Origin of the sequence: Acinetobacter gerneri DSM 14967 = CIP 107464 = MTCC 9824 (genome assembly GCF_000368565.1) — a bacterium.
Lineage (GTDB): Bacteria > Pseudomonadota > Gammaproteobacteria > Pseudomonadales > Moraxellaceae > Acinetobacter > Acinetobacter gerneri.
The window spans coordinates 151,122-164,226 of record NZ_KB849543.1; the positions used below are offsets into that span (position 1 = coordinate 151,122).

Here is a 13,105-nt window from a genome sequence, read left to right on the forward strand (position 1 = left end):
GAATCAAATTTAATTGCTTAGATCATCGTAAATATCATGTAATAATTCGATATTTTCTAAGCGTTTATGGGCAGCAACTTCGATTTTGCTATAGACAGAACCACAGAAATAATTGATTAAACTCATCGCGCTGCTATAAGAGTCAAATAACAAAGCAGCATTGCTATAACAGCTCAATACAATGCTGGTCGGAGGCGCAGTTTGTTTATCTTGAGATTTACCATCAGTGAAAATCACTGTTTTGGTTTTGGTATATTTGGTGAGTTTGAGTAATTGATCGAGTTGTGTCGTTCTACGACGAAAATCCATAATAATCAGTAGGTCTTCAGGATTAATGTCGGAAAGTGTTTCGACCAAACGGTTTGACTCAGGAGGGAGATTGATCACATCTGGGCGTAATTGTAGTAATAAAGTCCAGCAATATTGAGCCAACATTGAGCCATTTCTAAAACCGACAACATAGACTTTTCTAGCCTGACTGGCGAGATTGGCGGCTGTATCGACCAAACTTGGGTCAATATTTTCAAAAGTATTTTTAATATTATTGAGATCATTATTTAAATGATCGGTGACTTGATGGTTTAATTGCGGGTGATTAAATAATTTACGTTCCTCAATTTCATATAGGGGAGAGCCTTCATGAAATTCTTGTTTCAGTTCTTTTTTGAGATCTGAAAAATTTTCATAACCCAAGCGTTGAAAGAAACGCGAAGTTGTGGCTTTGGAAACACCAGCTTTATCAGCAATTTCACTTGCAGTAAATGTGACGAGTGCAGTGTTGTACTCTAAAATGACTTTGACCAATTGCTGCTCACTTTCTGTGAGCTGCTCAGTGAGTGAAAAAATTTTTTCATGTAATGATGTTTGCATAATATTCTTTGAAAAAGTATTTTCATTAAAAATAGTTTAATGAAAAATAAATTTCAATGGTTTTTTCAAAAAAAACATCATATTTTTTTAAATTGTTGATATTAAATATAAATATTGTTGAATGCATTTGTAACAGAGCAAAGCGAAACTAAGCCCAAAGCATAAAATTAGACTTGAATGACTGTGAAAGAGATTTTGAGAAGGGGTGTCAGAGGATATGTGCTGCGATTATTGGCTGCGTATATTTAGCCCCAAAAGAGTAAAAATCTGCTCAAATTATTAGAATAAATTTCCAGCAGATTTTTACTTGATATGTGCAATTTTAGATGGATGATAAGTGTTTATATATTATTCAAAATTGTCATTGCGGTATTCAGAAAATAATTTAAAACAGGTCTGTCTAAACCACTGATTCACAGGGGTTTGGTGAACACGGGCATGCCAGTGCTGCTTCACACTATAGTTCGGTATTTCATAAGGCAATTTGAAGATTTCTATATCGCATTATTTGAGTAAAATTTGACTCAAATAATGCGGGACAGTCGCAATCGCATCGGTTTCTTGTACCACTAATCCTACCCCAAGATAGCCCGGAAGTCTGACTAAAACATTGCGTTTGACCCCATATTTTTGCAACTCATGTTCCAAAACATAGTGCCCGCCAGTCGCCAAGACATCGACATGCAACTCATTACAATACTGTCTTTTAGTGATTTCAGGAAGTTGTAATCGTGGGTGATTTTTCTTTGCAACACCGATGTAGTGCTGAGGAAATAAGGTTTGCTGATAAAAACCCGCTTCTAACTGTGGAATAAATCCAATCGCTAAATCAATCTCACCATTGGACATCATTTTTGCTGTATTGGCGCTGATAGGAAGAATTTCGATACGAATATTGGGTGCATGTTCACGTAAATAATTCATCAATTTAGGTAATAAAACCAGATGACTAATATCTGTCATGCTGATTTTAAATTCATAATCTGAGCGTTTCGGATCAAAACCAATATTATAATTTTGGATGAGTTTTAATCTGTTTAAAACCTCATTGACCATAGGATAAATTTGATTGGACAACTCTGTTGGCTGCATTTTATTTTCAATGCGAATAAACAGCGGATCATTAAAATGTTCACGTAATTTATTGAGAGCAATACTTAATGTCGGCTGTCCAATGCCGAGTTGTTCAGCCGCTTTAGACACACTGTTTTGTTGATAGATCTCAAAAAAAATAACTAGTAGTCGTGTATCGATATCAAGCACATTCACATCCCTGTATTGATATTTTCAATACAGCATATTGTTTTTCAAAAATAGATTCAATAAATATCGTTTGTTACATTGCTTGAAACGGACAAAAAACCCAGTCGTAAAATTTTACATGGGGATGCTGTCAGGGAGAAAGATGATGGAACAATTAGCGACACTTGATGACTTACCAAAAAACTATGTAAATCAACTCACCGAATCCAATCTTGTACCACTTTGGCCAAGTTTGAGAAATGTCTTGCCACCGCAAAAACCTGTTCCTGCAACGATTGAAACAGCTTGGTATTTTAAAGATATCAAACCGCTTTTGCTTGAAGCAGGTGAACTCACGCCGATCGAAAAAGCTGAACGTCGCGTTTTGGTTTTAGCCAATCCCGGACATGGCTTGGAAAATATGCGTGCAAGTGCAGTGATGTATTTGGGGATGCAGTTGTTGTTGCCAAACGAATGGGCGCCATCGCATCGACATACTCCAAATGCTGTACGCCTGATTGTAGAAGGTGAGGGGGCATATACCACAGTTGAAGGTCAAAAATGTGTGATGGAACATGGTGATTTGATCCTGACCCCATCCGGTTTATGGCATGAGCATGGACATGATGGCGATCAGCCTGTGATTTGGTTGGATGTTTTGGATCTGCCATTGGTTTATTACATGGAAGCTTCTTATGTTCAAGGTGGTGATGTTCAGGAAGTGACCAGTGTCGGACATGCGCATCGCTATGGTGTGGGGATTGCGCCAACAACAGATTTTGTCCGTGAAAAAAATGCTTATCCGATCATGCGATATTCATGGAAAGAAACCAAAAAGGTTCTACAAGCGATTGCACAAGATCCTACGCAAAAAGGTCCTATCTTGGTCAGCTATATCAATCCTGAAACAGGTCAAGATTGTCAAAACATTATCGGTTACTCAGCTTTGATGCTCAAACCGAAGCAAACTGTTCAATTGCAAGCTCGATCAACTGCACAGATTTTTCATGTGATTGAAGGTCATGTGCATTTACAAATCAATGCCAAAACATTTGATTTGGATAAGGCGGATACCGCATGTGCTCCTTGTTTTGCACATATTGATTTAATCAATAATACGGATCAAGAAACCTTTATTTTCATTGCTGATGAATCGCCTTTGCAAAAGAAATTAGGCCTGTACTCAGTTCGCCCACGTTAAGACAAATTTCAAAATAAGGATATTGTGATGTCAAATTTAGATCAGCCAATTTTGATTGTTGGTGGTGGTATTGGTGGTTTTGCAGCAGCACTAGCATTGGTTAAACAAGGTTTTAAAGTTCAGGTTTTTGAACAAGCACCTGAAATTGGTGAAATCGGTGCAGGGATTCAGTTGGCTCCAAATGCCTTTAATGCTTTTGATGCGCTAGGCATCGGTGAGCGTGCCAGAGCACGTGCTGTCTATACCGACTATATGGTGATGCATGATGCGCTTGATGAATATTGTGTCGGGCGAATTGATACTGATGAAGATTTTATAAAGCGCTTTGGCAATCCTTATGCAGTGATTCATCGCGCTGATATTCACACTTCATTGGTTGAGGGTGCCCAAGAATACGGTGATATCGAAATTATCACCAACTGCCATGTCCAATCTGTTGAGCAAGATGAGCACGAGGTTCGTATCACAGATCAACATGGTCGTACTTATACAGGTCAGGCTTTGATTGGTGCTGATGGGGTTAAATCCATCGTCCGTGAAAAATATGTTGCAGATCCTGCTTTGGTTACAGGGCATGTGGTTTACCGCGCGGTGGTTCCAAAAGAAGAATTTCCTGAAGATTTACAATGGAATGCAGCAAGTATCTGGGTGGGTCCAAACTGCCATTTGGTTCATTATCCATTGCGTGGTGGAAAAGAATATAACGTCGTCGTGACATTCCATAGCCGTGAAAAAGAACAATGGGGTGTCAAAGATGGTTCTAAGGAAGAAGTGCTGTCGTATTTCCAAGGCATTTGTCCTAAAGCTCGCCAATTGATTGAATTACCAAAATCATGGCGACGTTGGGCGACGGCAGATCGTGAGCCTATTGAGCAATGGACCTATGGACGGATTACTTTACTTGGTGATGCGGCGCATCCGACCACCCAGTACATGGCACAAGGTGCATGTATGGCGATGGAAGATGCAGTGACTTTAGGTGAGGCACTTCGCATAAGCCAAAACAATGTCGCTCAAGCCTTTGATTTATATCAACGTGCTCGTGTCGCAAGAACGGCTCGCATCGTTTTATCGTCACGGGAAATGGGCAAGCTTTATCATGCCAAAGGTGTCGAACGTATGGTTCGCAATGATCTATGGCGTGGTCGACCAAATGAACGTTTCTATGATGCGATGGAATGGCTATATAGCTGGAATATCCATAACTGTTTGGATGCTGCTAAAAACTATACAGGGGATGCAGCATGACATTGAAAATGTATGGTTTTTTTCGCAGTGGAACCTCGCATCGAACCCGAATTGTTTTAAATCTGAAAAATATTGAATATGCGTTTGAAGGGATATCATTGGCAAAAAATGAGCATAAAACTGCTGATTTTAAAATGAAAAATCCTCAAGGCTTTGTCCCAGTTTTAGAAGTTGATTTGGCGCATGGATCAGAAACGCTTTTACAAAGTCCAGCCATGATTGAGTGGTTGGAAGAACAATATCCTGAACCTGCTTTACTGCCTAAAGATGCGCTTGGTCGTGAGAAAGTCCGTGCGCTTGCTGCGATGATTGGATGTGATATGCATCCAATCAACAATAAACGCATTTTGGAATATCTGCGAAATTCAGCAAATTTTGATGAATCAGCCATAGAACAATGGTGTCAGCACTGGATCGAAGAAGGTTTTCAGGCTTTGGAACAAATTTTGTCTGCTGATACTGAGCGTGGAGATTATTGTTATGCAAATCAAGTTTCTATCGCTGATGCCTATCTGATTCCTCAAGTAGATTCGGCTAAACGCTTCAAAGTCGATATGCATCAATATCCAAATATCCAAAAAATTTATACGACATGTATGGCACTTCCAGCATTTCAGAAAGCTGCGCCACAAAATCAACCAGATGCCATTTAAAGATTTATTTTATAAGGAAATAGTCATGAGTTATGTTTTTGAACCAATGCCAGTTGTGGGTATTCCAGTACAAGGTACAGAGCAATTGTATCCTGTGCGCCGTATTTATTGTGTAGGGCGTAACTATGCTGCCCATGCCCGTGAAATGGGTTTTGATCCTGACCGTGAGCCACCATTTTTCTTCTGTAAACCAAATGATGCTCAGTCTGTTGTTCCTGTATTTGAAAACCAAGCTGTTGATTTACCTTATCCAAGCCAAACTTCAAATTATCACTATGAGATTGAACTCGTTGTAGCGATTGGCAAAGATGGCAAAGATATCTCAGTCGAAGATGCAGCAGATTATATTTATGGTTATGCCGTGGGGCTCGACATGACACGCCGTGATTTACAAATGGCAATGCGTGAAAAAGGCAGACCTTGGGAAATCGGTAAAGCATTTGATTATTCAGCACCTGTTGGTCCGATTCATCCAATTTCGACTTTGGGTAAACTCAATACAGGTGATATTCATTTGACGGTCAATGGTAAGACAGTTCAGCGCAGTGACCTGACCCATTTGATTTGGAATGTGGCAGAAGTGATCTCAAATCTTTCGTCACTATTTGAACTAAAAAAAGGTGATTTGATTATGACTGGTACGCCTGAAGGGGTGGGTGCAGTTGTGAAAGGCGATCAAATGAAAGCTGAGATTGCTGGCTTAACAGGAATCACTGTCAATGTGAAATAACAACATTGCATGAGTTTGAATGAAATGGGTACTCAATTTTAATAACAAAAACAATTGAGTACCTTTTTGCTATGGAGAGCAAGTCAGTTGATGAACTGGCTAGGGAATCGTTATGTCTCAAAAAACTATGGATGTACAAAGTTTTATCGATGAAACCCCACTATCTTTTACCCAAAAATTGATTATGTGGCTGTGTTTCCTCATTGTTGCGATTGATGGTTTTGATACTGCTGCTGTTGGATTTATCGCACCTGCATTAAAAGCTGAATGGGCATTACAGGCGACAGATTTGGCTCCATTATTTGGTGCGGGATTGTTTGGTTTAATGGCTGGCGCAATGGTTTTTGGTCCACTTTCAGATAAGTTGGGGCGTAAACCGATCTTAATTGGCTCAGTGATGATGTTTGGTTTAGCCAGTGTCTTTGCTTCTTTTTCGGCTGATTTGGAGGCGCTCATTATCTGGCGCTTTTTGACGGGCTTGGGCTTGGGTGGAGCATTGCCAAATGCGATTACTTTAACGTCTGAATATGCACCGACCTCACGTCGATCAAATCTTGTGACTTTAATGTTTTGTGGATTTACCATTGGTTCTGCTTTGGGTGGAATTTTTTCAGCTCAATTACTTCCGCATATTGGCTGGCATGGCATTTTATTGATGGGTGGGATCATGCCTTTATGTACGGTGCCATTTTTATATTTTTTATTGCCAGAATCAATTCGCTTTTTGGTACTGAAAAAGAAAAGTGTGGAAAAAATAGAGCAGATCGTTCGTAAAATTGCACCGAAAATCCAGCAAATTCCAAAGTTAACGCCTACGATCAATGAAGTTGAAAAATCCAGTCTAAAAGATTTATTTGAAAAAGGTTATGCACTTGGGACCTTTTTGATCTGGTTTACTTTTTTCATGAGTCTTTTGATTATTTATATGATTTCAAGTTGGATGCCCACTTTATTGACCAATCACGGTTTCAATCTTTCCAATGCATCTTGGTTAACGTCCATTTTCCAAATTGGTGGAACGATTGGCGCAATTGTGTTGGGCTTGCTCATGGATAAAAAAGGCGCAACCACGATTTTGAGTATTGCTTATGTTTTTGGCGCAGTATTTTTGATTTGTCTTGGTTTGGGAATAGAGCAATCCAATACTATTTTACTGATGTTTGCGATGTTTGGCGTCGGTGCAGGGATCAGTGGATCACAAGTTGGAGCAAATGCTTTTGCTGCAAGTTTTTATCCAACACATTGTCGTGCGACGGGTGTAAGCTGGGCAAATGCGATTGGGCGTTCAGGTTCTATCGTGGGTTCGATTATGGGGGGTTGGCTCATGTCATTAAATTTATCGAGTTTAGAAATCATGAGTCTTTTGGCTGTACCTGCTTTTTGTTCTGCAATTTCATTGTTATTGATTAAATTTTTGAAAAAAGAACATGCTTCTGTGGTGTCGAGTTTAGGTTAATTTATGGCTTAGTGATCATAAAAGTATTTGAAATTTAATATCTCGATGAAAAGAGCCTTTTATGTAAAAGGCTCTTTTTTTGTGAGTTCACTTTGGCTTTTAAAAGACTGCCTTAGTCGATAATCACCTTGTCATCTGCAAGGATAACTTTTCCAGCGTATTGATCTGTCACTTCTTTAAGTAATCCTGATTCTGATTGGCTTAGAAAAATAGCATGATTTAGAACCAAGGTTTTAGGTTTGACGACATTTGCAATATCAGCAAGTTGTTGTGTTGTGGTATGCGCACCGAGCATATAGTTTTGCCAGTCCTTCGGCAGTTTTTTATAGGCTACATCACTCATTACCTCATGAATCAGAACATCTGCACCTTGATAGTATTTTAAGTTATTTTCATCAAAACGAGTGTCGCCACTCATCACGATAACTTTATCAGGTGTTTCCACGCGATAACCAAAAGCGATTTTCCAACTGCTATGTGGAACTTTAAAGGCAGTGACTTTGATATTTTGATCTTGGTAAATGAGCCCTGTATTAGCAATCTCGTGTACCTTGGCTTTAAAACCAGTTGGATTGGAAGGCTGAGGTCCACCAGTACGGTGATCTATATCGGATTTGAAAGCTTTGATTGTATAGTCGACCAAGTTTTTAGTTCCGGGTGGTCCATATACATCAGGTTGGCTGGAACGACCCTGCACCCATGGTCTTAATAAAAACTCTCCAATTCCTAGAGTATGATCAGAATCTAAATGCGTGATAAACAGTTTATCAATCGCACCATATACGGACTGATTGGAAAAAATGGTATTGGATGGCATCCATTTTTGATCACTTAGATAGTTTATGTTTTTCATAAACCCGGGACCAGCATCAAACATATATAGCTGTTTGTTGACCACGATCAGGATGTTTTGTCCATCCCTTTTATAGTCAAAGCCTGGATTGCCTGTTCCAAGCATGACTACTCGGGTTTTATTCTCGGTTTCATTGATCTTTGTTTCATTGTTTTCAGTTGCATGACTCAACTGAACCGTTGCTAAAATAAGACTCAGGGGTATAAATAAATTCTTTAATTGCATGATCAATCCTTTGTATCCTTGCATTTTTTTATCAATGGCTTTGTTTCGCCAACAAATCTAAAGCAACATCAACAATCATATCTTCCTGCCCACCGACCATACGACGTTTACCAAGTTCAACGAGGATATCGACCGTTTTCAGTCCATATTTTTCAGCAGCACGTTCTGAGTGACGTAAGAAACTTGAATAAACGCCTGCATAACCGAGCGCTAAAGTTTCACGATCGACACGCACAGGACGATCTTGTAATGGACGGACGATATCATCGGCAGCATCCATCAAGGCATAAAGATCAGTGCCGTGTTGCCAACCCATTTTTTCAAAAGCTGCAATACAGACTTCAAGCGGTGCATTACCTGCTCCAGCGCCCATACCTGCCAAGCTTGCATCGACACGGTCACAACCTTCTTCAACGGCCATGATAGAATTTGCAACACCCAGACCTAGATTGTGGTGTGCATGAATACCTGTTTGTGTACTTGGATCAAGTTTGTCTTTTACTGCGCGGAAACGATCACGGATATCATTCATATTCATCGCGCCGCCAGAATCCACCACGTAGATACAGGTCGCGCCATAACTTTCCATCAGTTTTGCTTGTTCAGCCAAACCTTGTGGACTAATCATATGACTCATCATCAAAAAGCCAACGGTATCCATCCCCAATTCACGGGCATATTGGATATGCTGTTTTGAAACATCTGCTTCGGTACAGTGAGTTGCTACACGGACTATACGTGCGCCAGCTTGATAGGCATTTTTCAGATCATGAACTGTGCCGATGCCGGGTAATAACAGTGTTGCAATTTGAGAATGTTCAATCACATCGGCAACAGCCTCGATCCATTCCAAGTCAGTATGTGCTGCAAAACCATAATTAAAACTAGAACCTTGTAGGCCATCACCGTGTGCGACTTCAATTGAATCGACTTTGGCTTTGTCTAAAGCTCGGGCAATATCTTGAACATTTTGGATCGAATATTGGTGACGAATCGCATGGCAACCATCACGTAATGTGACATCAGAAATATAGATTTTTTTTGACATTATTCTCATCCTTAAGATGGGTTGGCAAGTGCCATGCGTTCAGCAGTCGCAAGGGCAGCAGAGGTCATGATGTCGAGATTTCCAGCATAGGCTGGTAAGTAATGAGCAGCACCTTCAACCTCTAGGAAGACTGAGGTTTTTAAACCATTAAATGTGCCTAAACCTGCAATATTTAAATCAGAAACAGGGTCAAACTGAACTTGTTGTTTTAGGCGATAGCCCGGAACATAGCGATTGACTTCTTCGACCATTTTTTCGATTGAAGCAGTGATGAGTTTTTCATCGACTAGATCAGAAAGGATGTAAACCGTATCTCGCATGATCAAAGGTGGTTCAGCAGGATTTAATACAATAATGGCTTTACCTTTGCTTGCTCCACCAATGACTTCAATGGCTTTAGAGGTTGTTTCGGTAAATTCATCAATATTTGCACGTGTGCCCGGACCTGCCGATTTACTCGAAATTGAGGCAATGATTTCGGCATAATGTACTTTGGCGATTTGCGATACAGCAGCGACGATTGGAATAGTCGCTTGACCGCCACAGGTCACCATATTGACATTGAGCTGCCCAAGGTTTTCTTGCAAATTGACCACAGGTACACAATAAGGACCGATTGCTGCTGGAGTTAAATCGATCAGTTTAATGTTGGCTTTATGTTGGCGTAAAAACTGGTCATTGTAGCGGTGTGCATTGGCAGAGGTGGCATCAAATACGATGTCGATATCTGCAAATTCGGGCATTTTAACCAAGCCTTCAACACCTTGATGTGTGGTATTGACGCCCATGCGTTTTGCACGTGCTAGACCGTCAGAGTTTTCATCAATTCCGACCATTGCTGTGATTTCTAGGTTGTTCGAATTACGCAAAATTTTGATCATCAAATCTGTACCGATATTGCCTGATCCGATAATTGCCGTTTTAATTTTTTTGCTCATGATTTATTTCTCACCCAGATTAATGGCTAAATGAAACAGCAACTTGACCGATTCCTTCGATCACTGCTTCAAAATGATCGCCTGCTTGTACTGTTGCCATAGGTCCTAATGCACCTGTCAGGATGATGTCGCCTGCTTTAAGTGGTGTATTCATTTCGACCATTTTTCGTGCTAACCAAAGGGCAGCATTGAGTGGATGACCTAAGCATTCAGCACCACTTCCGCTAGAAACGACTTGTCCATTTTGGCTCATGCTCATTTGTGCATTTCGTAGGTCTAAACCTTGGATTGATCTGGCTGGACCACCCAATACATAACAACCACTTGATGCGTTGTCAGCGACAGTGTCGACAAAGCTAATTTTCCAATTTTCGATACGGCTTCCCACGATTTCTAAGGCAGGCACCACCCATTCAATCGCTGAAATCAATTCGCTGATACAGAGATCTTTTTGAGTTAAATCTTGTTTTAAAATCAGGGCAATTTCAGCTTCAATTTTGGGTTGTAATACACGATTAAATGGAACGACTTGGTTGTCGCCATAACACATATCACTAAAAAGTGTACCGAAATCAGGCTGATCTACACCAAGTTGGGCTTGTACTTTGGGGTTGGTTAATCCGATTTTTCGTCCAATGACTCGTCGACTATTGGCAGTAGCATAAGCGACGTTGATTTGTTGGATGGCATAGGCTGCCTCAGCATTATTTTCACCAATAATATTTTTTAAAGGTGCAATCGCCGTAGCTTCTGATTCGGCATGACGTAAGCTTTGTGCAAGAGCGTCGATATCTGGTGTCGTCATTTTCATATCCTTTGAAAAAAATCCCCCAATGCTTCGAGCAAAGATTGGGGGGCAAGAGGGAAATTACTGTTTGAGGAATTGAGTCACCAGATTGTTAAATTCATCTTCATGTTCGATCATTGCCCAATGACCACATTGGTTGATGAGCACTAAGCGTGAATTTGGAACATGTGCGGTTAACAATAATGATGTTTCATAAGACACGACACGGTCATCACGACCATGAATGAACATGGAAGGTACTTTGATTTCATGTAATTTATTGACATCGACCCATTTTGGTAATGGTGCGCCTTTAGGCAAGCCCGCAACATAATTTTGTAGATGTTCAGGACGTGCCATCGCTGCATCAGAGCGAGCTTTGCAAAGTTCAGGTGTTGCAAATTTAGCTTTGTCAAAACACATGATTTCAACAAGCTTTTGCATATTGTCAGGGCTTGGATCTTGGTAGGCTTTGATTAATACTTTTAAGCCTTCAGATGGCCCATCGCCTGCACCAAATAATGTGGGGAATTTACCTACAGGAGGACCCATAGTGATGAGGTGCGAGATACGGTCAGGATGTTCTGTGGCAAAGCGCAGTGAGGTTTGACCACCCATTGAGTTACCGATAAATGCAGCTTTTTCGATACCCACGGCATCCATAAATTGCAGTACGGCTTCAACATGATCAAGTTGCTCAACTGTTGCAGCATCTGATTCACCCCAACCCGGCATATCGACAGCATAGACATGGAAATGCTCAGCCAATGCACCAATATTGCCTTTAAAATTACTCCAGCCAGTTGCACCCGGACCACTACCATGCAACATGATGACAGGTAAACCCTGACCAGCTTCGTAGTAACGCAAAGTCCAATCTTTAGTTTTTACTTCACGTGAAATATTGTCTTTTTCGATTTGCATTTTGATTCCATCCTTAGGGTTTTACATTTGCTAAAAGTTTTTCGGCGACCACTTGACCAGAGCGATGTCCCCAAGCGCTGAGTTGATCTAAGTGTTTCACTTGCCATGTATTTTCATCAATAATCAAGCCACCCCAGCCGAATTCGATGCTAAAGCCAGAAGGGGTTTTGACATAAAAGCTAAACATCTGGTCGTTAGGGTGCATTCCCAATGTCATTTCAAAGTCATAGCCTGCATCCATACAGCGATCATAGGCAGAGCCGACATCACTGATATCTGCAACTTCGATCATGAAATGATGCAAATTCATTGGTAATGGCATATTGGCAAGTGCCAGACTGTGGTGACGACCATTGCAATGTAAGAATGCAACGGAGGCCTTAATCTCAGGGGTAATTTGTTCTTCAATGATATCGGTCAGTTTGAAGCCGAGTAGCGCGTACCAATCCATAATTTTTTTACGGTCTACGCCTTGCTCAACCAAAACTTCGTGTCCAGCACCGCCACGACCTGTCACAAACTGCGAACGAATTTTTGTTGAATGAAAGGGCGTATCTGCATCTTGTAAGCCGTAAATCAATTCGACACAGTTTCCGATTGGGTCAAGGGTGGTATAGATCTGTTCGACTTTACGATCTGCTGCAAGATTTGCATCACCCTCAAGTACTTCATAACCCTGTTCACGTAATGCTTTGACGAGTTCTTGCAATGCATTTTCATCAGCGCAGGCAAAACCTGTAAAAGCATGACCATTTTCTTGATCAAAGTTGATCAAGAAACGATGGGCTTTTTGATCCATTCTCAAGCTCAGTTGTTGATCTGTCTTTTTGGCAAGTTGCATGCCGAGCATATCAACAGCAAAGCTTTCCCAAGCATCAAGATCAGTTGCCGACACACCAAGGTAGGCAAGTTCAGTCACATGTCCCATAC

At 40.7% G+C, this 13,105-nt stretch carries 12 protein-coding genes and 1 pseudogene; 5 read left to right on the plus strand and 8 right to left on the minus strand.

Annotated elements, in window-relative coordinates:
• Positions 1-9 precede the first annotated feature (9 nt).
• Together F960_RS09085 and F960_RS09090 are read right to left on the minus strand one after the other, a co-directional pair.
• On the minus strand, positions 10-870 hold the full coding sequence (locus tag F960_RS09085) for a MurR/RpiR family transcriptional regulator (protein ID WP_004863022.1): 861 nt from the start codon (positions 868-870) through the stop codon (positions 10-12).
• A gap of 348 nt (positions 871-1,218) precedes the next feature.
• A pseudogene (locus F960_RS09090) lies at positions 1,219-2,133 on the minus strand (LysR family transcriptional regulator).
• A gap of 145 nt (positions 2,134-2,278) precedes the next feature.
• Between F960_RS09090 and F960_RS09095 the strand changes: the two are divergent.
• From F960_RS09095 to F960_RS09115, 5 genes are all read left to right on the plus strand, one after another.
• Positions 2,279-3,313, plus strand: a complete 1,035-nt coding sequence (locus F960_RS09095) for a cupin domain-containing protein (protein ID WP_004863031.1) — start codon at positions 2,279-2,281, stop codon at positions 3,311-3,313.
• 27 nt (positions 3,314-3,340) lie between these two features.
• Positions 3,341-4,561, plus strand: coding sequence for a 3-hydroxybenzoate 6-monooxygenase (locus F960_RS09100; RefSeq protein ID WP_004863033.1), 1,221 nt, complete (start codon positions 3,341-3,343; stop codon positions 4,559-4,561).
• 2 nt (positions 4,562-4,563) lie between these two features.
• Positions 4,564-5,214 carry a maleylacetoacetate isomerase gene (gene maiA, locus F960_RS09105; protein ID WP_035373859.1) on the plus strand — a complete coding sequence of 217 codons (651 nt, stop codon included), beginning with the start codon at positions 4,564-4,566 and terminating at the stop codon, positions 5,212-5,214.
• A gap of 25 nt (positions 5,215-5,239) precedes the next feature.
• Positions 5,240-5,944, plus strand: coding sequence for a fumarylacetoacetate hydrolase family protein (locus F960_RS09110; protein WP_004863039.1), 705 nt, complete (start codon positions 5,240-5,242; stop codon positions 5,942-5,944).
• A gap of 112 nt (positions 5,945-6,056) precedes the next feature.
• Positions 6,057-7,400, plus strand: coding sequence for an MFS transporter (locus F960_RS09115; RefSeq protein WP_004863041.1), 1,344 nt, complete (start codon positions 6,057-6,059; stop codon positions 7,398-7,400).
• A 112-nt stretch (positions 7,401-7,512) separates the two neighbouring features.
• On the opposite strand, the gene F960_RS09120 is transcribed toward F960_RS09115, so the two are convergent.
• From F960_RS09120 to F960_RS09145, 6 genes are all read right to left on the minus strand, one after another.
• Positions 7,513-8,478: an MBL fold metallo-hydrolase gene (locus tag F960_RS09120; RefSeq protein ID WP_004863044.1), complete on the minus strand. Its 966-nt coding sequence runs from the start codon at positions 8,476-8,478 to the stop codon at positions 7,513-7,515.
• 31 nt (positions 8,479-8,509) lie between these two features.
• Positions 8,510-9,526, minus strand: a complete 1,017-nt coding sequence (dmpG, locus tag F960_RS09125) for a 4-hydroxy-2-oxovalerate aldolase (RefSeq protein WP_004863050.1) — start codon at positions 9,524-9,526, stop codon at positions 8,510-8,512.
• Between the two features lie 11 nt (positions 9,527-9,537).
• Positions 9,538-10,464 carry an acetaldehyde dehydrogenase (acetylating) gene (locus F960_RS09130; RefSeq protein ID WP_004863052.1) on the minus strand — a complete coding sequence of 309 codons (927 nt, stop codon included), beginning with the start codon at positions 10,462-10,464 and terminating at the stop codon, positions 9,538-9,540.
• A 19-nt stretch (positions 10,465-10,483) separates the two neighbouring features.
• Positions 10,484-11,269 carry a 2-keto-4-pentenoate hydratase gene (gene mhpD, locus F960_RS09135; protein WP_004863054.1) on the minus strand — a complete coding sequence of 262 codons (786 nt, stop codon included), beginning with the start codon at positions 11,267-11,269 and terminating at the stop codon, positions 10,484-10,486.
• Between the two features lie 63 nt (positions 11,270-11,332).
• Entirely contained in the window at positions 11,333-12,175 is an 843-nt protein-coding gene (locus F960_RS09140; protein ID WP_004863057.1) for an alpha/beta fold hydrolase, read from the minus strand.
• A 13-nt stretch (positions 12,176-12,188) separates the two neighbouring features.
• Positions 12,189-13,103, minus strand: coding sequence for a VOC family protein (locus F960_RS09145; RefSeq protein WP_004863060.1), 915 nt, complete (start codon positions 13,101-13,103; stop codon positions 12,189-12,191).
• Positions 13,104-13,105: the final 2 nt, after the last annotated feature.

Coding starts and splice junctions, on each gene's coding strand:
- F960_RS09085 (WP_004863022.1), bottom strand. CDS start 870: ATGCAAACATCATTACATGAAAAAATTTTTTCACTCACTGAGCAGCTC.
- F960_RS09095 (WP_004863031.1), top strand. CDS start 2,279: ATGGAACAATTAGCGACACTTGATGACTTACCAAAAAACTATGTAAAT.
- F960_RS09100 (WP_004863033.1), top strand. CDS start 3,341: ATGTCAAATTTAGATCAGCCAATTTTGATTGTTGGTGGTGGTATTGGT.
- F960_RS09110 (WP_004863039.1), top strand. CDS start 5,240: ATGAGTTATGTTTTTGAACCAATGCCAGTTGTGGGTATTCCAGTACAA.
- F960_RS09115 (WP_004863041.1), top strand. CDS start 6,057: ATGTCTCAAAAAACTATGGATGTACAAAGTTTTATCGATGAAACCCCA.
- F960_RS09120 (WP_004863044.1), bottom strand. CDS start 8,478: ATGCAATTAAAGAATTTATTTATACCCCTGAGTCTTATTTTAGCAACG.
- dmpG (WP_004863050.1), bottom strand. CDS start 9,526: ATGTCAAAAAAAATCTATATTTCTGATGTCACATTACGTGATGGTTGC.
- F960_RS09130 (WP_004863052.1), bottom strand. CDS start 10,464: ATGAGCAAAAAAATTAAAACGGCAATTATCGGATCAGGCAATATCGGT.
- mhpD (WP_004863054.1), bottom strand. CDS start 11,269: ATGACGACACCAGATATCGACGCTCTTGCACAAAGCTTACGTCATGCC.
- F960_RS09140 (WP_004863057.1), bottom strand. CDS start 12,175: ATGCAAATCGAAAAAGACAATATTTCACGTGAAGTAAAAACTAAAGAT.
- F960_RS09145 (WP_004863060.1), bottom strand. CDS start 13,103: ATGGGACATGTGACTGAACTTGCCTACCTTGGTGTGTCGGCAACTGAT.